Raw genomic sequence first — 22,501 nt, forward strand, 5'->3', positions numbered from 1 at the left:
GCCGGCCCTGGGCGCAGGGCCGGCCCGGCGTGCCGTGCGGTGTCATCGCAGGTGCGTGGTGAGCCACTGGTGAACGGCGAGCGCGGTCGTCTCCGCGTGCTCGTCGAGCATCGAGAAGTGGTCGCCGGCCACCTCCACGCGGGCGTGTTCCAGCAGCCAGGCGGGCCTGCGGCCGTCTCCGAGCAGTTGGTCCACGGGGGTCCGCGCGGCCACGAAGAGGGTCGGTGTCGTCACCGGGCCCGGCCGCCAGCCGTCCAGCAGCTCCGCGTACCAGGCCATCGCGGTGAGCTGGTCGCCGTCCAGCGGCAGTTGGGGGAACCGGTCGAGCAGCAGGCGCGAGATCCCGGCCATCCGGTGGCACAGGGACTCGCCGGTCGGGTCCGCGCCGCCGGTCGAGCCGGGCGAGTCGAGCAGGACCAGTGCGGCCGGCGGGGCGCCCGCCGCCTCCAGGCGCCGTACGACCTCGTGGGCCGGCCAGGCCCCGGAGGAGTACGCGGCGAGGGCGAACTGCCGTCCCGCGAACCGCCGGAGCAGGGCGTCGGCCTGTGCTGCCGCTGCGTGCGCCAGGGTCTGCGGCAGCGCGTCACCGGTCCCGTAGCCGGGCTGCCCGGCGGTCCACACCTCGCGCCGGCCGCGGAGTGCGGCGGCGAACTTGACGTACTGGTACGGGCCCGTGGGGGCGATCAGGGACGGCAGGCAGACCAGCGCGGGCCGCTCCGCGCCGTCCGCCAGCCGCAGGATCTCCGGCTCGTGGCCGGTCTCGGCGGAGGTGAACCGCGGCCGGAGCCGGGCCGCCGCGGTCAGCAGTTCACTGCCCTGCTGGAGGTTGCCGGCACGCGAGGCCGCCTGGAAGAGGGCGCTGACGGAATGCGCGGCGGAAGCCGCTTCCCGGGCGGCGGCCGGCGGTTCGGCGGGGGCGGGCGCGGTGACGGGCGCGGGCGCGGTGGCCGGGTCCTCCGCCGCCGGTTCCGGCCGCAGCCCGGCGACCAGCGCGTCCACGCGGTCGGCCGAGGCGGTGAGGAAGTGGGCGCACAACTGGTCCACGGACTCGGCGTCGAACAGCAGCGTGGAGGAGACCTCGCCGAGATCCTCGCGGAGTGCGTTGGTCAGTTGCAGGACGAGGATCGAGTCCATGCCGTACGTGCTGAGCGGCTGGGCGGCGTCGATGCGCTCCGCGGGCACCCCGAGGGTCTCGGCGGCCTTGTCGCGGAGGTAGGCGGCCAGGGCCGCGGCGCGGTCGGCCTCGGTGGGGGCAGCAGGGGCGGGGGCCGGCGCGGCGGGGAGGGCCGGCTCTGTACGGACGGGTTCCGTACGGACGAACTCGGGCTCGGGCACGGCCCGGTCCACCGTACGAGCCACCTCCGTCACCTCCGTCACCTCAGTCACCGGAGCCACCGGAGCCACCGGAGCCACCGGAGCCACCGACCGACGATCACCCCCCACCACCCGCTGCCGGGCGATCCCGTCGCTCTCCGCGGCGATGATCTGCTGTCCCAGCTCCCGGGCCTGCGGCAGGACGAAGACGACCTCCGGGAAACCCTCGCTGTGGAGCACGTCGCGCCAGCTCTCGGGCGACAGCGCGGGCGATCCGGGGATGCGCAGCGGGGCGTCCTCGAACAGCCACCAGCCTTCCAGCAGGCCGAACGTGAGGTGGCTGAAGACGTCGAACGCCACCAGTTCGTTCAGCAGGAGCCAGCCGCCGTCGCGCAGGGCGGCCTTGGCGTTGCGCAGGGTGTTGCGGGTGTCGCGGGTGGCGTGCAGCACGTTGGCGGCGACGACCAGGTCGTAGCTGCCGGCGTCGATGCCCTGTCCGGACAGCGGCTGTTCGGCGTCGAAGCGGGTGCAGGAGAGGTAGGGCGCGTCGGGTCCGTAGGCGGTCCGTGCGTGGTTGAGGAACGCCTTGGACAGGTCGGTGTAGGTGTAGGTCTCGATGTGGTCCCGGTACGGGCGCAGCGCGGCGAACAGGCCCACGCTCGTACCGCCGGTGCCCGCGCCGATCTCCAGGATGCGCAGGCGCGCGCCCGGGTCCTGGCGCAGCCGTTGCGCGACGATGTCCACGGCGGCGCCGGCCAGTGCGCGGTTGTAGGTGTCGGCGACCCGGTTGTCGCGGTAGCAGCCCTCGACCAGTTCGACGGAGCCGCGCGGGAAGAGGATGTCGGTGGGGCGGGTCCGGCCGGTCAGGATGTCGGGCAGGGCCCGCAGGGTGGCGTCGACCAGTTCCAGTTCGGCCTTCTTGTCGGGGTCGGCGGACCAGGCGGCGCGGCGGTCGTCCCACTCGCGGAAGAGCGTGGCGAGCGGCGGGGCGGTGTCGGGCAGGACGCGCAGGGCGTGTTCGAGCCAGGTCGTGTAGCGGTCGAGGAGGCCGGCCTGCCGGCCGATCCGGCGGGCGTCGTCGCGGGTGATCTCGCCGGGGGCCGGGGTGTCCGGGCCGACGGCGCCGAGCGCTTCGAGGTGGCCGCGGAGCATACGGCCGAGCATCGGGTCGCGTGCGGTGCGCCGCCAGTCGGCCACCGCGCGCAGGTTCGCGGCGTCTCCCGCCAGGTCGTCCGCCGCGCCGACGGTCACGCGGGCCGCCGGGGACCGTCCGTAGACCGTGGTGCGGAGGGTGGGGTCGACGGCTTCCAGGGCGTCGGGCCGGGTCAGCTTGGTGAAGCTGATCTGCGGCTGCGGGCCGCCGAGGAGGGTGCCGAGCGCGTCCATGGCCTCGGGCGGTTCGATCGAGGCGAAGCCCCAGCCGGTCATGCGCCGCCGGTGGTAGTCGGAGGACGCGCTGCCCAGGCTGCCCCACCAGCCCCAGTTCAGCACCTTGACCGGGCAGGTCCACTGCCGGGACAGCTGGTGGGCGTAGGCGTCGGCGAAGGTACAGCCGGCCGCGTAGTTGCCCTGACCCGCCGCGGTCGTGAAGGACTGGACCGAGGAGAAGAACACCGCGAAGTCCAGGGGCTCGCCGTCGAACACCTCGGCCATGGCCGCGCTGACGCCGACCTTGGCGGCCAGGCTCGTCCGCAGGGCGGTCTCGTCCATCTTGGCGAAGCTCTGGTCACGCAGGACGAGGGCCGCCTGCACGACGCCGTGGATGTGCGGGTGCCGGGCCTTGATCTCGGCGTGGGCCCGGCGCAGCGCCGCCGGGTCGGCGGCGTCGGCGGAGAGGTACCGCACGTCGCCGCGGCCGCTGACGGTCCGCAGTTTGGCGTCCACCGACGCGTCGTGCGGGCTGCGGCCGATCCAGATGACGTGGGCGCCGTACCGTTCGACCAGGTGCTGGGTCCACGCGGTGCCCACGCCCCCGGCGCCGCCGATCACGACGTACACACCGCCTTCGCGGTACGGGGCGGCCGGCGCGGGACCGGCGTCGCACGGGGCCCAGCGGCGGACGAGCCACTGGCCGGCGCGCCGTGCCCAGGTGTCGCCCTGGGAGTGGGCCGGGAGCGCCGCGACGGCGGCGAGCCAGGTGTCCGGCGCCTCCTCCGGGGCGCCGGAGGGTTCGTCGAGGTCGACGCGCCGGACCGTCCAGTTGGTGTACTCGCGGCCGAGCGAGCCGAACAGGCCGTGCAGGCCCGCGTGGGCCGGGCGGATGTCCTCGGCCGTGTGGGTGGCCAGGCCGCGCCGGGTGACGAGGGTGATGCCGAGCGGGCGGGCGTCGTGGTCGGTGCGGAGCAGGGCCTTGATCATGCGGAAGGCCGCGACGACGCCGTCCTCCTGGGCGGCCACCACGGCGGCCGCGTCGGTGAGTGCGGGCGCGGTGCCGGGGGCGAGCCACAGGAGGTGGTCGACGGGCCCGGCGGCGGCGAGGAACGCGGTGACCTCGTCGAGCGGCGCGGACGGGGCCAGCGGCCAGGCCGTGGCGCGCGGGTGCCGGACGGCGACCGCGGCACGCTCGGCGGCCGTACCGCCGACGACCAGGACCCGGTCGGTGCGGGACGGGACGGCCGCCTGCTCACCGCCGTCCGTCCCGGTGCCCGGCAGCGGCTCCCACACGGGCGCGAACAGGGACGGCAGCGGCTCCTTCACCCGGCGCGAGGTGTAGCCGGTCATCCGGACGCACACCGCCCCGTCGGTGTCGAGCAGGTCGATGTCGAGCTTGCTGAGGGCGCTCGCCGCGCCGTCGTCGGCGACGCGGACGACGGCCCACATGGAGTCCGTGCAGGGCGCGAAGAGTTCCAGCCGCTCCAGTGCGAACGGCACCACCGTCTCGCGGGACGCCTCTCCCCCGGCCAGTTGCAGGGCGATCGACGCCTGTACGGCCGAGTCCATCAGCGCCGGGTGCAGGACGTACGGCGTGGCGGGCCGGTCGGCGGTGTCGGGCATGCGCAGTTCGGCGAGGACCACGCCGTCGCCCGCGTACGCCGCGCGGACCGCGCGCAGCGACGGGCCGTGGGTGATGCCCATCGCCACCAGCGCCGCGCTGATGCGCTCGGGGGTCACCGGCGTCGGGCAGAGCGCGCGGAGCGCGGCGAGGTCGGTACGGGGCGGGCGCGGTGTGTCGGAGCGGCTGACGCGCCCTTCGGAGCAGACGGCGGGGTCGGCGGTCCCGGAGGTGACGCGGAAGGAGACGGTGTGCTCGTCCACCGGGCTGACGAGGACTTCGACCTGGGTGGGCGTGCCGTCGGCGACGAGCGGCTGGACCCAGGTGATGTCCCGTATGCGCAGCGGTGTGGTGGCGTCGGCGCCCAGGGCGTGCCGGGCCGTCTCGCGGGCCATCTCCAGGTGGGCGACGCCCGGCAGGATCCGTCGGCCGCCCACCGAGTGGTCGCGGAGGATCGGTTCCTCGCCGGTCAGGACCGTTACGGTGCGCACCGCGCCGGCCGTGCCGGGCACGGGCGACGGCGCGACGGCGGTGAGGGAACGCGGCGCGGGCGCTGCGGGCCGTGCAACGGCCGGTCGTGCCGGCGCGGGCCGGAACGCTTCGGTCCGGGCGGGCGGTGTGTCCGTCGCCCAGTGGCTCTCCTTGGCGAACGGGTACGTCGGCAGGGGCACGCGCAGGTAGGCGCCGGGGGTGAACAGCGCACCGTGGTCGAGGTCGTGGCCCCGTACGTAGCGCTCGGCGAGGGACTTCAGGCCGGCCAGGGTATCCGCGCCCGTACGGTCCGACGCGCCCTCGGTGCTGCTGCCGAGGCTCGCCGTGCCGCCGTCGGAAGCACCCGGGCCGCCCGTGAACGCGTGCGGCCCGTCGAGCCCTTCGTCCAGGATCCGCAGCAGTTCGGCACCGTCCCGTACGACACAGGCGAAGCGGTGCGCGAAGTGCTCCCGGCCGACGACGAGCGTGTGGGCGAGGTCGCCGCAGTCCGGCGACGGCTCGCGGCGGCAGTGCGCCGCCAGGCGCGTCACCTGCTCGGCCAGTTGCTCACGGGAGTGCGCGGACAGCACCACGAGGTGGCCCGGGGTCCGCGGGCGGGGCCGGGAGCGCGGCACCGGCGGTGCCTCCTCGACGAGGACGTGGGCGTTGGTGCCGCTGGCGCCGAAGGAGCTGACGGCGCCGAGGCGCGGGACGCCGGGCAGCGCCTGCCACGCGTGGGTGCGGGTGCTGAGGTAGAAGGGGCTGCCGTCCAGCGGTACGGCCTCGTTCGCCTTCTCGAAGTGGAGCGAGGCGGGGATCTGCCGGTGCCGCAGCGCGAGCAGGACCTTCAGTACGCCGGCCACGCCCGCCGCGAACTGGGTGTGCCCGAGGTTGGTCTTGAGCGAACCGAGCGCGCAGTAACCGGTCTTGTCGGTGCTCGCCCGGAACGCCCGGGTCAGCGCGCCGAACTCGATGGGGTCACCGAGCTTGGTGCCGGTGCCGTGCGCCTCGACGAGCTGGATGTGCCCGGCGTCGACACCGAAGCTGTCGCACACCTCGCGCAGCAGGCTCTCCTGCGAGACGGAACTCGGGGCGGTGATGCCGTTGGTCGCGCCGTCGTGGTTGGTGCCGCAGCCGCGGATCACGCCGTGCACGTGGTCACCGTCGGCGAGCGCGTCGTCGAGCCGCTTGAGGACCAGCACCCCGACGCCCTCGCCCGGCACGAAGCCGTCCGCGCGGTGGTCGAAGGTGTGGCAGCGCCCGGTCGGCGAGAGCATGTTGGCGCGCCCGGCCAGCTCGTACAGACGCGGTGTGGACTGGACGAAGACGCCGCCCGCCAGAGCCATTTCCGTCTCACCGGACCAGAGGTCCTTGCAGGCGAGGTCGAGGGCGACGAGCGAGCTGGAGCACGACGTGTCGACGGCGACGGCCGGGCCCTTGAGGTTGAGGAAGTACGAGACCCGGCTGGGGATGAAGGAGGCGGTGTTGCCCCAGAACGCCTGGGCGGGGGCGTCGGCGCCGATCAGCTCGGCGTAGTCGCCGTTCCAGCAGCCGACGTAGACGCCGCAGCGGCGTTCGCTCAGCTGCCGGCCCGCGTAGCCGGCGTCCTCCAGGGCCTTCCACGACTCCTCCAGCAGGAGCCGCTGCTGCGGGTCCATGGTGGCGGCCTCGACGCCCGAGATGTTGAAGAACAGCGGGTCGAACGCGTCGATACGGTCGAGGAAGCCGCCCCGGGTGCAGCGGCGCGCCGCGTCGGCGGGGTCGGGGCCGGACAGGTCCCAGCGGGTGGCCTCGGTGACGAGTTCGTCGCCGTCGACCAGGTGCTCCCAGAGGTCGTCCAGCGTGTCGGAGCCGGCGAAGCGTCCGCTCATGCCGACGACGGCGATGGGCGGCCGGGGGCCGGCGGACGCGGAACGGCCGGGCCGGGGCCGCGTCCCGGCGGCGGGTGCGGGGACGGATGCGGGCTCGGTGACGGGTACAGGAGCGGTGGCGGCCTGTTCCGGCGTGTCGGTGAACGTGATGGCGTCCCGGTGGTCGGTCAGCAGATGCGCGGTGAGGCGGTCGGCCGAGCTGTGGTCGTAGATGACGCTCGTCGACAGGTCGAGGGCGAGCGCTTCGTTGAGTTCGTGGACGAGACGGACACCGAGGATGGAGTCGACGCCGTAGTCGGCGAAGGCGAGCGCGCCGTCGATCTCGTCCTCGCCCATGGCGAGGGCCCGCGCCAGCTTGTCCCGCACCACGCGGGCGACCCGCTCGTCCAGGCGCTCCAAGGGTTCCAGGTGCCTGGAGGGTTCCACCGGCACCGAGGGTTCAGCGGTCACCGGCTCGGTGGCCGACGGCGGCCCGTCGGACCGTCCGCCTCCCGCGGCCTCCTCGCGCACCGGGTCGAGATCCGCGATCCAGTAACGGTCGCGCGTGAACGGGTACGTCGGCAGCGCGATCCGCCGGGGGGTCTCCGCCCCGTGCAGTACGCGCCAGTCGAGCGGCACCCCGCCGGTCCAGAGCGCGGCCAGCCGGTCCAGCTTCCCGGCCCGTACCCAGCGTTCGACCAGCAGTTCCTGGAGGTCGTCGTCGGCAGCCAGCTCCGCGAAGGCGCCTTGTGCGCTCCCGGCGGTGCCCCGGTGGACGCCCGGCACCGTGTCCGCGCCGTCGAGGTGGGCGAGCAGGGCGCTGCGCAGGTCCCGTGCCGAGGCCGCGACCACCGCGAGGCGTTCGGTCATGGCCTCGCGCCCCGTCTGGAGGGTGAAGGCGAGGGCGGCCGGGTCGGTGTCCGTACCGCTGTCGCTGCCGAGGTGGGCCGCCAGGCGTTCGGCGGAGCGGCGCAGGTGCTCGGGGGTACGGGCCGACAGCACGAAGAGCTGGTCGCGGCCGGCCGCCGTGCTCGGCGCGGGACCGGCGCCGTACCGCTCGCCGAACTCCTCCAGGATGACGTGGGCGTTCGAGCCGCCCGCGCCGAACGAGGAGACCGCGGCGATCCGCGGGCCCCCGTCCGTCTCCCACGGTGTCAGCTCGCGCTGTACGAAGAACGGTGTCTTCTCGAAGGCGATGTTCGGGTTGGGTTCTTCGGCGTGCAGGCTCGGGACGAGCTGCCGGTGCTGGAGCTGGAGCACGGCCTTGGTGAGCCCGGCGATGCCCGCCGCGGCCTCCAGGTGGCCGATCGCCGACTTCACCGAGCCGATCGCGCAGAACTGCCGGTCCGCCGTGTCCTGTTCGAAGGCACTGGTCAGGCCCTTGATCTCGATCGGGTCGCCCAGTTCCGTACCGGTGCCGTGCGCCTCGACGCAGCTCACGTCGCGCGCCGCGACACCGGCGCGCGCCAGGGCGTCGCGCAGCAGTTCCGCCTGGGCCCGGGGACTGGGCACCGTGTAGCCGTTGGACCGTCCGCCGTGGTTGATGCTGGTGCCCCGGACGACCGCGCGGATGTGATCGCCGTCGGCGAGGGCGCGCGAGAGCGGCTTGAGCAGGACACAGCCGACGCCTTCGCCCGGGACGAAGCCGTCGCCGCCGCTGCCGAAGCTGCGGCAGCGGGCGTCCGTGGACAGCATCGTGGAGCGGCAGAGTTCGACGTAGTCGAGCGGGTGGAGGTACAGGTTCACGCCACCGGCGACGGCCATCTCGCAGGCGCCCCGGTAGAGGTGTTCGCACGCCTCGTGGACCGCGGTGAGCGAGGCCGAGCACATCGTGTCGATGGTCAGGCTCGGCCCGCACAGGTCCAGGACGTACGACGTACGGGCGCTGAGCGAGGCGAAGGACAGCGCGGGGACGACGGTCTCCCCCGAGGGGAGGCGCCCGGCGCCGTGCCGTCCGTGGCCGGTCTTGGTGACTCCGGCGAACACGCCGACGCGCTTGCCGTGCCGGCGCGCGATCTCCTCGCGGGAGTACCCGGCGTCCTCGAACACCTGCCACGCCGCCTGGAGGAACAGCCGCTCCTGCGGGTCCATGGCGTAGGCGTCCCGCGGCGCGATCCGGAAGTGCAGCGGGTCGAACGCGGCGAAGTCGTCCAGGAAGCCGCCCCACTTGCTGTAGCTGCGTCCGGTGGCGACCGCCTTCTCACGGTCCGGCTCGAAGAAGCCGTCCAGCGGCCAGCGGTCGGCGGGTATCTCGCCGACGCAGTCCCGCCCGGCCTTCAGGTTCTCCCAGAACGCGGCGGGGTCGGCGGCCTGCGGGTAGCGGCCGCTGAGACCGATGATCGCGATGGGTTCGCGCTCCGCGGGGGCGGCGTACGGCGCGGGGGCGGCGGAGCGGAGCGCGGGAGCGGCGTTCGGCGCGGGTGTACGGTCCGCCGCCGCACCGGAGGGCGGCGCCGGGGCAGCCGTCGCCGGCTCACCGGTCCAGGCACGCGCCGCCTCCGGGTGCTCGGCCGCCAGGTGACCGGCGATCGCGCGCAGGGTCGGGAACTCGTAGAAGAGCGTCGTCGGTACGTCCGCGAACACGGCGGCCAGCTCCTTGTTCAACTGGACGATCAGGATCGAGTCGAGGCCCGCCGCGCCCAGTTCCCCGTCGGCGTCCACGGCCCGCGCGGGGAGTTTGGTGACCCGGGCGAAGAGCGCGACCAGCAGGCGCAGGGTTTCGCGCGCGAGGCGCCCGTCCGCCGGGGCCGCTGCCGCTCCGGCCGCCCGTACCGGCGCCTGCGCGGCGGCGGTACGGCCCGAAGCCTCCGGCACCCGTGCCGCGTCACCGTGGTACACCCACACCTGCTCCGCGCCCAGCCGCCAGGCGCGGGTGAGCGCCGCGAGCCCGTCGGCCGTCTCCATCGGCGCCAGGCCACGGCTGCGCCACAGCCGGGCGAGCGCGCCCGCGTCGACGGTCATCCCGCCGTCCTTCCACAGCGGCCAGGCGACCGAGAGGGTGCGGCCGGCCCGCTCCCCCACCGCGACCCGCGCGTTGCGGAGCGCGGCGAACGCGTCGAGGAAGGCGTTGGCCGTGGCGTAGTCCGCCTGGCCCGGGTTGCCGGTGATCGCGGCGCCCGAGGAGAAGGTGAGGAAGAAGTCGAGCGGGTCGTGCCGGGTGGCCCGGTCGAGATGGACCAGACCGTCGGTCTTCGGCGCGAGCACCTCCGCCCAGTCCTCGGCCGTCTTGCCGGTGAGCGAGGCGTCGCGCAGGACGCCGGCGGCGTGCACGACCCCGGAGAGTTCACCGGCGTGCTCCCGGACCCGGACGAGGAGGTGGCGTACCTCCTCCCAGCGCGAGACGTCCGCGCACTCGTAGCGGGCGACGGCACCCGTGGCGCGCAGTTCGCCCAGGAGCGCTTCGATACGGGCGTCCTGCGGCGACCTGCCGACGAGGACCAGCACCGGACGTTCGACGTCCCGTGCGATGCGGCGGGCCACGGCCGCGCCGATACCGCCCGCGCCGCCGGTGATCAGGTATCCGCCGCCCGCGCGCCACGGCAGGTCCGCGGCGTCCGCCGGGGGCGCTGCCGGGTGCCAGGCACGTACGGAACGCTCGGCGCCCTCGTGGCGAATCAGGTCGGCGTCCGTGTCGCGGGCGTCCGCCACGACGGCGGCGGCCACGGCGTCCTCCGTTCGGGCGCCCTGGAAGGCGATCAACTGGGCTGTCAGAGAGGCACATTCGAGTGAGGCGGTGCGGAGCAGCCCGGCGAGAGCCAGGGTGACCGCCTCGTCGCCGTCCGCCGGTGTCACGACCTGGACGAGGGTGGTGCTGCCGCCGGGCGCGTCGGCGGCGACGTCCCGGACCCTCTCGAAGACCTGCTGTGACACGTCCCTGAAGCGGCTGTCCAAGCGCTGCTTGGCCGACTCGACGGTCAAGCAGCGCACACCGGGCACGCTGCGCTCGACCGCTCCGCGCGCGGAGGTGAGCGCGCCGCACAGGATCACGACGCGGTGGTCGGCGGTGCTGCCGGCGTCGGTGCTCGGCGGCACGGGCCGTGGGGTCCACCGCGGCGTCAGCAGTGTCGTACCGATCGCCGGACTGTGGTCGGCCGCGCTTTCGGATGCGGCCTCGGGTGCGTCCTCGGGTGCGTCCTCGGCGCGCGTGCCGGGAATCCAGTAGCGCCCGCGGGCGAACGGGTACGTGGGCAGGTGGGCCCGCTTCGGTACGCGCGGCCCGTACAGCGCGCGCCAGTCGACGGCCGCCCCCTCGGTCCAGCGCGCCAGCACCTGACTGCGGGCCGCCTCGCCCTCCGGCCGTTCTCCGCCGGTGACGAACGCGCGCAGCTTGCCGATGAGTTCCGCGCGCGAGCGGACCACCCAGCCCACCCGCTCGGCCATCGCCTGGCGTCCCGCCTGGAGGGTCCAGGCGACCGAACGGAGGGCGGCCGGCTCGGGGCCTTCGAGGTACGCGAGGAGGTTTCCCGCCGCCTCGGTCAGCTGCTGCGGCGTCCGTGCCGAGAGGGGCACGATCACGTCAGTGTTATCGGTGGTGTCGGTGGCGTCCACTGTCTCGCTGGCCTCCGGGGCCTCGGTACCGGCATCGTCCTGCACGTATTCCTCCACCACGACATGGCAGTTGGCGCCGCCGAAGCCGAAGCTGCTCACGCCCGCGCGCCGGGGCGCGGACCGGCCGTCCGCCGTGCGCGGGCGCGGCCACGGCTCGTTCTCGCGCACGATCCGGAACGGGCCGCCGTCGAGTTCGATGTACGGGTTGATCTCGCGGCAGTGCAGCGTCGCCGGAAGGACGCCGTGCCGCAGGGCGAGGACGACCTTCAGGAGCCCCGCGATGCCGGCGGCCGCCTCCAGGTGCCCGATGTTCGTCTTGACCGACCCGAGTCCGCAGGCGGCCCGGCCGGTGGCGCCGAGCCGGCGGAACGCGGTGTGCAAGGCCCGTACCTCGACGGGGTCGCCCAGTGCGGTGCCCGTGCCGTGCGCCTCGATGTAGCCGACCGTGTCGGGGTCGGTGCCGCGCATCGCCGTGGTGACCAGTTCGGCCTGGGCGTCGGCGTTCGGCGCGGTCAGCGAGTTGGCCCGGCCGCCGTGGTTCTCCGCGCTGCCGCGCAGCACGGCGAGGATCGCGTCCCCGTCCCGTTCGGCCGCGGCCAGCGGCTTGAGCACCACGGCACCGACGCCCTCGCCGCGCACGTACCCGTCCGCGTCGCTCGCGAAGGTCTTGCACCGGCCGTCCGGGCTCAGCATCCCGGCGCGGTGCGCGCTGACGAAGGTGTCCACGCTGAGCAGCAGGTTGACGCCGCCGGCCACGGCCGCCTCGCACGCGCCCGACCGGATGGCCTCGACGGCCCGGTGGACGGCGACCAGCGAGCTGGAGCAGGCGGTGTCGACCGGCTCGCTGGGACCGCGCAGGTCCAGCACGTACGAGATGCGGTTGGCGAGCATCGAGTGCGCGTTGCCGGTCGAGGTGAACGCGTCCGGCTCCACCCCGTACGTCGTGAGCAGCGTCGCGTAGTCGGTACCCGAGACACCGAGGAACAGGCCGGTGTTCCGGGGCAGGTCGGCGGGCGTGTACCCGCTGTCCTCCAGCGCGCTCCAGACCGTTTCGAGGGCGAGGCGGTGCTGCGGGTCCATCAGCTCCGCCTCGCGCGGGTAGACGCGGAAGAACTCCGCGTCGAAGGCGTCCACGTCGTCCAGGACACCGGCGTGCCGGGGGAAGTCGGCGGCCTCGGCGACGCGCCGGTACGTCGCGTCGTAGCGGTCCAGGGGGAAGGCGGTGACCGAGTCCCGGCCCGCGACGAGGTTGGCCCAGTAGGTGTCGAGGTCGGGCGCGCCGGGGAAGCGGCCCGCGGCGCCGACGACGGCGATGGGCTGTGCCGGGTCCGCCGGTGGCGCGGGGGCGGGGGCCGGTACGGCCGCGGGGGCCGGTGCGGTGCGTGCGGAGGCCGTCGGCTCAGGGGTGGCGGTGGCCGCCGGGGCGGCCCCCGCGCCCGCGCTCCCCGACCGCTCGTACGCGGCCCGCACGGGCTCCCCGTACTCCGCGACGAGGTGCCGGGCCAGCGCGTCGAAGGTGTTCACGTCGAAGAACGCGGCGGGCGTCACCTCGGCGCCGAACCGTTCCCCGATGAGCCGGGCGAAGGTGACGAAGGAGATCGAGTCGAAGCCGAAGGCGTCGAAGCCGGTGTGGGCGTCGAGTTCGGCGGGCTCGTACTTGAGGATGCCGGACGCCAGGGTCCGCAGCTCGGCGACGGCGAACGCGGTGAGGCCGTCGCCGGGGGCCACGGGTTGCGGGCGCGCGACGCGCTGCCGCTCGCGTGGTTCGTGCGGCACGTCGTCACGTACGCCGTCGTCGTCGCACCCGACTCCCCCGCACTCCGCAAGCACCTCGCCGCTGCCGTCCAGCAGCCGGACGGTGCCCTGGAACGGCCGGTCACCGGCGGACGCGGGGTCCGGCACGAGGACGACGTGCGCCACCTCGCCGTCATCCGCCGCGCCGAAGACGCGCACTTCCGCGATCCGGTGCGGCCGTGTCTCCCGCCAGTGCGGCAGGCCGCGGTGCTTCGCGTCCAGCCGCAGGCCCTGGGCGACGGCCGCGAGGACGTGCGGGGCGATGGTGACGTTGCGCCGTACGGTGTCGCGCCGCAGTTCCGGCACGGTGACGTCCAGGACGAGCCGTCCGTCGGGCAGCCAGTACGCGCCCGCGACCCCGGAGAGCAGCGCCGGGTGGACGATTCCGCCCTCGGCGAGCTCCGCCCGGACCTCGTCGGCCCCGAGCGCGCGGACCGCGCTGTCGCGCAGGCCGGCGGGGGACGTACCGCGCTCGGAGCGCCGGGCGTTCGGGCCCGCCTCGTGCGCGTCGTACACCTCGAAGGCGGCGACGAGCGTACGGGGGCCCGACGCGCCCTGCGCGAACACCGCGCCGGTCGCCGCGCCTTCGCCCGCGGGCTCGATCACCGTCGTGACCAGCCGCTCGGTGGTGTCCCAGGCGACCGGGGCGGGCAGCCGCAGGCCGCGCACCACGGGGTCGGCCGTGAAACCGGAGACCTTCGCCGCGGCGAGCGCCAGGTCGACGGCGAAGGTGGGGACGACGCGGGGTTCCTTGTCCTGCTGGTAGCCGTAGTCGCCGAGGTCGTCCAGGTGCACGTCGAGGCCGTACCGCAGGCCGTCGAGGTCGGACTCGTTGCGGCCGAGGAACGGGTGGAGCTTGTCGCGCAGGGCGAGCGGCGCGAGGACGGACGGCGCGCCGTCCTCCTGCGGCACCCAGCACCGCACCCGCTCGAACGGGTAGGCGGGCAGCGGGACCCGCCGCAGCCGGCGCGGTCCGGTCAGCCGGGCCCAGTCGACGCTCTTGCCGCTGGTCCAGGTCACGGCCAGTTCGCGGGCCTCAGCGGCACGCGGATCGTCGCTCGCCAGGGCCGCGTCGAGGTCGTCCTCCCCCGCGAGCCGGCGTTCGACGGCCCGCAGGGCTTCTTGGACGTCCTTGGCGAAGAAGGCCCAGCGGCGGGGCAGTTCGTTCTTGCCGACGCGCAAGGTGTGGGCGATCGACGGCAGGTCGGCCGGGTCGGCCTGTTCCAGATACGTGCGGAAGCGGACGAGGGACGACTCCAGCGCGGTGTCGGTCATCGCGGAGAAGACGAAGAGTTCGTCGCGGCCGTCGGTGGCGGCGTACGGGCGCGCGGCGGCGTCCGGGACGTACTCCTCGATGATGATGTGCGAGTTCATGCCGCCCGCGCCGATGGAGGTGAGCCCGGCGCGCCGCGGGTGGACGACGGTGCGTCCGCCGTCCTCGGTGACCGCCGGTTCCCAGGGGGCGAGTTCGCGCTGTACGCGGAAGGGCGTGCCGGAGAAGTCGATGTCGGGATTGAGTTCCGCGCTGTGCAGGGACGGGACGAGGGTGCGCTTGTCAAGCTGGAGGAGGACCTTCGCCAGGCCGACCATGCCGGCCGCGTGCAGCAGATGCCCCATGTTGGACTTGACCGAGCCGAGGGCGCAGAACCCGGAGTCCTCCGTGTGCTTGCGGAAGGCGGTGGTCAGCGCCTTGACCTCGATGGGGTCGCCGAGCGACGTCCCCGAGCCGTGCCCTTCGACGTAGCTGACCGTGCGGGCGTCGATCCCCGCGTCCTGGACCGCCTTGTCGATCGCGCGGGCCTGGGCGTGCGGGCTGGGGACGGTGAAGCCGTTGCGGGCGCCCGCGTTGGACAGGGCGGTGCCCTTGATGACGCCGTACACGTGGTCGCCGTCGCGTTCGGCGTCGACGAGCGGTTTGAGGACGACGGCGCCGACGCCCTCGCCGAGGATCGTGCCGTCCGCGCCGAGCCCGAAGCTGCGGATCACGTCGGAGGTGGCGGTGGTGAAGTGCTCGTGCGAGGAGGTGACGAGGTTGTAGGGGTGCAGGAGCAGGTTGACGCCGCCGGCCACGGCCATCCGGCACTCGCCGGCGCGCAGCATCTGGACGGCCTGGTGCACGCAGGTGGACGAGCCGGAGCACATCGTGTCGAGGAAGATCGACGGGCCGGTGAACCCGTAGAAGTACGACAGCATGTTGGGCAGCGTCCCGGTGTAGCTGCCGCTGGCGGGTGAGCCGCGCAGCAGGCTGTTCTGGAAGCCGTGCAGCCCGTAGTGGTTGCTCATGGCGCCGACGAGCACGCCCACGTCGCCGTCGTACTGCCGTTGGAGGGTCTCGCGGGAGTACCCGGCGTCCTCCAGGGCTTCCACGCCGGTCTGGAGGAAGAGGCGCACCTCCGGGGACATCAGTTCCGCGTCGCGCTTGGAGATGCGGAAGTAGCGCGGGTCGAACCGGTCGATGTCGCGGAGGAAGGTGCCGGTGCGGATGGCGCTCTTGCCGGGGACGCCGCGGTCGGGGCTGTAGATCGCGTCGTGGTCCCAGCGGTCGCGCGGGACCTCTTCGAAGGTGTGGCGGCCTTCTTCGAGGAGCGTCCACAGCTCGTCGAGCGTGTCCGCGCCCGGGTAGGTGCCCGAGATGCCGATGACGGCGATGTCGTGGCGGTCGTGGCGGTCGTCGCGGTCATCACCGTCGTCGCGGGCGTCGCGCGCGGGTGCGGCGGGCCGGGCGGGGCCGGTACGGGCCGGTGCGGTACGCGCTCGGGCCGTACGGGCGAACCGTGCTCGCGGGGCGGGCGGTTCGCCGGCCGGTGTCGCTTGCGTGTCGTCGCCGCCCTCCGGCCCCTCCGCCGCTCCCAGTACGGCCAGCAGCTTGTCGCGGTGCGTTCCGGCGAAGTACTCGGCGACCCCTTCGATCGTGAGGTACTCGAAGAAGATCGTTTTCGGTAGCTGGCCGAAGAGCGCTTCGAGGCGCGCGGTCATCTCCAGGATGCTGAGCGAGTCGATCCCGTACTCGACGAGGTTGACCGACGCGTCCATCGCGGCCGGATCGTGGTGCAGCACCTCGCCCAGGTGGTGCTTGAGCAGGTCGGCCGCACGCTCCAGAAGTTCACCGTCGCCCAGCTCAGGAGCGGTCGCGGGCTCACCGGACGTGCCGGACCCCCCGGACGAGCCGGACGTGCCCGGCACCGCACCGGCGGCGGGCAGGCGGCGCTCAAGGCCGACGGTGGCGTCCGCCCCGAAGGCCACGACGACATGGCCGGGGGCGTCGTCGTCCAGGACGCGGCCCAGGACACGCAGCCCGTCCTCGGTCGGCAGGGGTTCCCAGCCGCGTTCCGCCCGCATCGTCGCGCGCGTCACGGCGTCGGCCGTCATGCCACCGTCGGCCCACAGGGGCCAGCTCACGGCGGCGGTGCGACCGGAGCGTTCCCCGACGCCGACGAGGGCCTGGCGGTGCTGCGCGAAGGCGTCCAGGAAGGCGTTGGCCGCGGCGTAGTCGGCCTGCCCGGAGTTCCCGTACACGCCTGCCACGGAGGAGAAGACGACGAAGAAGTCGAGCGCGAGGTCACGGGTCGCGGCGTCGAGGTGCAGCGCGCCGCGTACCTTGGGCGCCGTCACCAGGGGGACGTCGGCGGTGTCCTTGTGCAGCAGGTACCCGTCGCGCAGGACGCCCGCGGCGTGCACGACGCCGTCGAGCCGGCCGTGCTCGCCGGTGATGGTGCGGACGGCGCGCTCCACGTCGTCCTTGCGGGCGATGTCGGCGGCCACGTAGTGCGCGTCCACACCGGCTTCGCGGAGCGCGGCGAGAGTGGCGCCGCCCGTTTCCGGGAGTTCCGTCCTGCCGCTCAGGACGACGGTGACGCCGGGGCAGCGCGCGAAGTACCGCGCCAGGTGCTGTCCGAGCCCGCCGAGGCCGCCCGTCACCCAGTAGACGCCGCCTTCCTTCAGCGGCGGCACGCGCGGCCCGTCGCCGAGCGCGACGTCCACGGGACGCCACTCCTGGCGGGTGGCGGCACCGTCCTCGGGGCGCCGGAGTTCGCAGGCGTCGTACGGGTCGGCACCCTCCTCGGCGAGGAGTCGGGCGATCCGCTCGGGCGTGGCGGTGTCGAGTCCGGCGACGCGTACCAGGCGCCCGCCGACGAGCGGATTCTCCAGAGCGGCGGTCCGGAAGAGGCCGGTGAGCGGCGCGTGGAAGTGCCGGGGCACCCGGTCGTCCACGAGGACGACGAAGCGGTGGGCCCGGTCCGGCCTGGCGCCGAGCACGTCCCGCAGCCGTCCGACGAGGAGCCCGAGCACGGCGTCCACGCCGTCGGCGACCCGGTCGGCGGTGACGGCGGGCAGCGCGGTCACGGGGATTCCGGCGGCGTCCGCGGCCGCGGCGGCGTGGCCGGCGGCCCGTCCCGCGAGGAAGCCGTGCACCGTGGTGGTGCCGGGCCCGTCCGTGGCGGGCGGCGCGTCCACCCAGCGGCAGGTGCCCGCGACGACACGCGGCGCGGCGCTGCCGGCGGCCGGGGCGCCGGGCTGCGCGGACGCGTCTTCGGCCGGCGCGGCGCGCTGCACCAGTCCCCGCAGGCGTGCGCCGACGACGCCCTCGGCGTCGCACAGGTCGATGTCGAAGGTGTCGGTGCCGCCGCTGTCGCCGCTGCGCCGTACCCAGGCCCAGGTGCCGGAGGTGCAGGGCCGGTGGATGTCCACCTGGTCCAGCGTGAAGGGCAGCGCCGGCCCTGCGGCCGGGCCGGACGCGGTGTGCGCCATCAGGACCAGGGTGGCCTGGAGGGCAGCGTCCAGGACGCTGGGCGGCAGGACGTGTCCGGTGCCCTCGTCGCCGGAGCGCGGCTGTTCGATCCGGACGAGGAGTTCCGAGTCGCCCAGCCGGAGTTCGGTCATGCCGCGCATCGCGGGGCCGTACTGGAGTCCCTGCTCACGCAGTGCGGCGTACGCGTCGGCGGGCTCGTGCGGGGTCGGGCAGGCCGCGCGCAGCGCGTCGAGGTCGAGGGCCGGCGGCTCCTCGGGGGCGTCCGTCTCGGCGGTGCCCCAGCAGTGGACGACGGCCGTCGGATCGAGTGCCGAGGGACCTGTGTACACCGTGAGCGAGACGGCGCCGTCGTCGTCCTCCCCGGGGAAGAGTCCCACCTGCACCTCGGCGGGGGCGTCGGCCACGATCAGCGGCCGCAGCCACGCGATGTCGCGCAGGCGGACGGCCGGGCTCGGGCCGTCGCCGTGTCCCACGGCCGCCACCACCGCGGCACGGAGCATCTCCACGTACGCGGCGGCGGGCAGCACGCGGGCGCCGCGTACCTGGTGGGAGGCGAGGAAGGGCTCGTCGCCCGTGAAGGCGGAGGTGTAGCGCTGTTCGGAGAGGCTGGAGGTGTTGCGGTGGAGGAGCGGGTGCAGCGCTGTGCCCGTCCCGGGGTCCGGCGCGCTGCCCGCCGTGGGGGCGCGGAACCAGTGGCGTTCGCGGGCGAACGGGTAGACGGGCAGCCGTACGCGGCGCGGGCGGGCGTTCTCGTCCTGCGTGGCGTACTTCGCCGCCCAGTCCTCGTCGGGGCCGCCTTCGGCCCAGCGCGTCGCGGCCTCCAGGAGCCCGGCCGCGTCGTCGGCCGCCGTCCCGGCGCCGGTGTGCACGGCGGAGTCCGCGAGTGTGCCGTCCAGGAAGGCGCCGAGGGACGCGGCCAGTTCGGCGCGGTCGCTCACGAGGAACGCGACGCGTGCGGCCATCGGTTCGCGGCCGGTCTGGAGGGTGTACGCGATGTCGGCGAGCCGCTGTACGGGCCGCAGCCCGGCGGTGGGGCCGTCCCCGTCCTCCGACGCGCGCAGATGGCCGAGGAGGGCGCTGGCGACGGCGCGCAGCCGGTCGGGGGTCTTCGCGGAGAGTGGTACGAGGTGCGGGCCGCCGGGCTCGGCGGCCGGCGCGTCGTCGGCCGCCGGCCGGTGCTCCTCCAGCACCACGTGCGCGTTGGTGCCGCCGAAGCCGAAGGAGCTGACGCCCGCGCGGCGCGGCGCCGCGCTGCCGTCGGGCGCGGGCGGCGGCGCGTCCCAGTGCTGGGTGTCGCGCACGATGCGGAACGGGCTGCCGTCGAGCTTGACCAGCTTGTTCTGCCGCGTGAAGTTGACCGTCGCGGGCAGCGTCCGGCAGGCGAGGGCGCCGATCACCTTGACCATCCCGGCGACGCCCGCGGCGCCTTCGAGGTGCCCGATGTTGGTCTTGACCGACCCGATGCCGCAGCTCTCCGGCCGCGGCTCGGTGCCGTACGCGGTGTGCAGGGCGCGGAACGCCCGCTTGAGCGCGACCACTTCGATCGGGTCGCCGACCGGGGTGCCCGGCCCGTGCGCCTCGATGTACGTCACCGAGTCGGGGCGGATGCCGGCGCTCGTGTAGAGCCCTTCGACCAGGTCCGCCTGCGCGGCCGGGTTGGTGACGGTCAGGGAGCTGGTCCGCCCGCCGTGGTTGGTGGCGATGCCCTTGATCACGGCGTGCACCTGGTCGCCGTCCGCCACCGCCCGCGCGAGGGGCTTCAGCACGAGGACCGCGCCGCCCTCGCCCCGTACGTACCCGTCGGCGTCCTGGTCGAAGGCGCGCGAGCGGCCGGTGCGCGAGAGCATGCCGGCCTGGCTGAAGGCGACGAAGTGCTTCGGCGACCAGACCAGGTTGACGCCGCCGGCCAGTGCGAGGCCGCACTCGCCGTTGCGCAGCGCGGAGACCGCTTCGTAGACCGAGACCAGCGAGCTGGAGCACGCGGTGTCGTTGGTGATGCTCGGGCCCTGGAAGTCGAAGAAGTACGAGACGCGGTTGGCGATGACGGAATACGCGGTACCGGTGGGGAAGTACACGTCGGTGGGCGCCTTTTCGCGCTCCATGAGTTCCGCGTAGTCGGCGTGGCAGACGCCCATGAAGACACCGGTCCGGGTGCCCGCGAAGGCGCTCGCCCGGTATCCGGCGTCCTCGATCGCCTGCCAGGAGAGTTCCAGCGCGAACCGCTGCTGCGGGTCCATGCTCTCGGCTTCCCGCGGCGAGATGCTGAAGAACGACGCGTCGAAGCGGTCGGCGTGCTCGATGAAGCCGCCCCAGACGCTGCTCGTGCGGTCGGTGCCGCTCTTCGGCTCGCCGAAATAGCGCTCTTTGGACCAGCGTTCGGGCGGCACCTCGGATATCAGCGACCGGCCCTCGACGAGATGGCCGAACAGCTCCGGCAGGTTCTCGGAGCCGGGAAAGCGGAGGGCGAGGCCGATGACCGCCACGTCGTCCGGGTGCGGGGCCTGCGGATCGCTCATCGGGTTCCTCCGGCGCTCAGCCGCGCCCGGCGGTGGTCCACGGTCGTACGCAAGATGAGCCCGGCTTCGGATGGGTTACCCATATACCTTTCCCGGTCGAGGACGAACTGCTGGTGGAGGACCGCGGTCGAGAGCAGGTAGACGAACGCCTGGTCCTCTTTGGTGCTGATCTGCTCGTCAGGGGTGGTCATGATCTTGTTGACGAGTTTTCTCGCGAAGACGGGATCGACCCAGTCGAGCTTGGCCAGCTCCGCGTCGGAGAGCAGCAGGTCCAGATAGTCGGGACGCTGCTTCTTGAACACGGCGGCACCCGGCGCGCGATAGGGCTGTTTGGGGCGGGTCAGGCTCGATTCCGGCAGTTCACCGCGGAACGCCTTCTTGAGGATCGCCTTCTCCTCGAATCCGTCGTCGAAGCGCAGGTTCACCGAGGCGGCCGCTCGGACGACGGCGGGATCGAGGAACGGACAGCGGTTCTCGACGCTGTGGGCCAGACTCATGCGCTCCCCCTGCGTCGAAAGGAGATAGCCGGCCAGCAGCGTCTTGTATTCGAGCCACTGCGCCTTCTGCACCGGCGACAGGGCCGCGAATCCGGGGTCCGCGCGCACCATGGCGAGGAGATCCGCGAACGGTTCGTCGCGTTCCTTCAGGAGCCGTACGGCGAAACGGCCGTTCTGGTAGCGGAGTTCGTGGGAGAACAGCCCCGGCAGGCTTTCGGTGGCGAACTGGCGGAACAGGCCCGTGAGATGGGTGCGGTGCGCGGGGCCGAAATGCTCCAGCTCCGGGTAGAGGCCCGCGAGCCTGCGCTGCCTCTCGTCCTCGTCCAGGTCGTCCCAGGACGCGCGCAGCAGCGTCTCACGGAACAGCGAATACCCCAGGAACGCCTCGTCGGCCCCCTCGCCGCTGAGGACCGCCTTGATCCCGGCGTCCCGTACGTGGCGCGACAGCAGGTACATCGGCACGAAGGCGGTACGGAAGGCGGGGACCTCGGCGTGGTACACCGCCGACTCGAACCCCTCGGCGATGTCCGCGCCGGAGACGGAGATGGCGGAGTGCCGGGTCCCGAGGTGGCCGGCCACCACCCGCTGGCTGTCCGACTCGTCGAACGACGCCTCCTCGAACTGGACGGAGAAGGTGCGCACCTGGTGCGGCGAGAGATCGGTGGCCAGCTTGGTGACGATGGAGGAGTCGAGGCCGCCGCTGAGGTAGACGCCGACCTCGACGTCGCTGCGCAGGCGCAGTTCGACGCTGGTGCGCAGCGCCTCCCGGACGTGGGCGGCCGCCTCGGCCTCCGTCCCGGTGAACGCCGGTGCGTCGACCCGCAGTTCCTCGTACGTGCGCAGGCTGCGGCGGTCCCCGCGTACGGTCAGCACGCCGCCGACCGGTAGCTGGCGGATGCCCTGGAACGGGGTGCGGTCGGGCAGCGGGGTCCACAGGGCGTAGACGGAGGCCAGCTCGCGCGGGTCGAGGGTGAATCCGAAGCCCGGGAACGCGCGGAACGCCTTCATCTCCGACGCGAAGAGGAAGGCGTCGCCGTGGTCGGTGTAGAACAGCGGGCGCTTGCCGTACCGGTCGCGGGCGAGGACCAGGTCGCCGGAGTGCGCGTCACGGATCGCGAGCGCGAAGGCGCCGTTGAAGCGCGGCAGGCACGCCTCGCCCCACTGGATCCACGCCTGGAGCACCACTTCGGTGTCGGAGTCGGTGCGGAACGGCCGGCCGAGCCGGCGCAGCTCCTCGCGCAGTTCGATGTGGTTGTACAGTTCACCGTTGAAGCAGATCCAGTACCGTTCGCCGGGGTCCGCCATGGGCTGCGCGCCGGTGGCGAGCCCGACGATCGACAGGCGTACCGCGCCCATCGTGACGCCGTCGTCGAGGTAGTACCCCGCCTCGTCCGGCCCCCGGTGCCGGATGTGCGCCAGCATCGAGGTGATGACCCCGGGCGCCTCGTCGGCCGGGAGCGCCGGGGCGATGAAGCCGGCTAGTCCGCACACGGTGCGCCTCCTTGTCCGGCACCCGCTCGGGCGCGTTTTTCGGCCATCTCCGCGACGAAGGCGTCGAGGTCCGCGAGCGAGACGAAGACGTTCGCGAGGAGATCGTCGTCGGAGATCCGCAGGGCGAACTCGTCCTCGATGAAGGACATGAGCTGGATGTAGCCGAAGGAGTCGATGACTCCCGCCTTGAAGAGGTCCGTCTCGGGCGTCACCTCACCGCCGAACTCGACGAGGAAGCGCTCCTCGATGAATTGCTGGATCTTCTGTGTTCTGTCCAT

General features: G+C 73.8%; 3 protein-coding genes. All 3 read right to left on the reverse strand.

Going from position 1 to position 22,501, the window contains the following annotated elements; all coding sequences use genetic code 11:
- Positions 1 to 42 precede the first annotated feature (42 nt).
- The 3 genes from AB0A97_RS10820 to AB0A97_RS10830 are packed head-to-tail and all read right to left on the reverse strand — an operon-like array spanning position 43 to position 22,501.
- The gene (locus AB0A97_RS10820) at positions 43 to 20,235 is read right to left on the reverse strand and encodes an SDR family NAD(P)-dependent oxidoreductase (protein WP_361147571.1); all 20,193 of its coding nucleotides are present in this window, start codon (positions 20,233 to 20,235) and stop codon (positions 43 to 45) included.
- Positions 20,232 to 22,223 (reverse strand): asparagine synthase (glutamine-hydrolyzing), encoded by a 1,992-nt coding sequence (gene asnB / locus AB0A97_RS10825; protein ID WP_361147574.1) that lies wholly within the window; start codon positions 22,221 to 22,223, stop codon positions 20,232 to 20,234. Before asnB ends, AB0A97_RS10820 begins: the two co-directional genes overlap by 4 nt.
- A complete protein-coding gene (locus AB0A97_RS10830; RefSeq protein ID WP_361147577.1) occupies positions 22,211 to 22,501 on the reverse strand; it encodes an acyl carrier protein in 291 nt (96 codons plus the stop codon). The genes asnB and AB0A97_RS10830 overlap by 13 nt, the downstream gene beginning before the upstream one ends.

Origin of the sequence: Streptomyces sp. NPDC045470, assembly GCF_040646595.1 — a bacterium.
GTDB lineage: Bacteria > Actinomycetota > Actinomycetes > Streptomycetales > Streptomycetaceae > Streptomyces.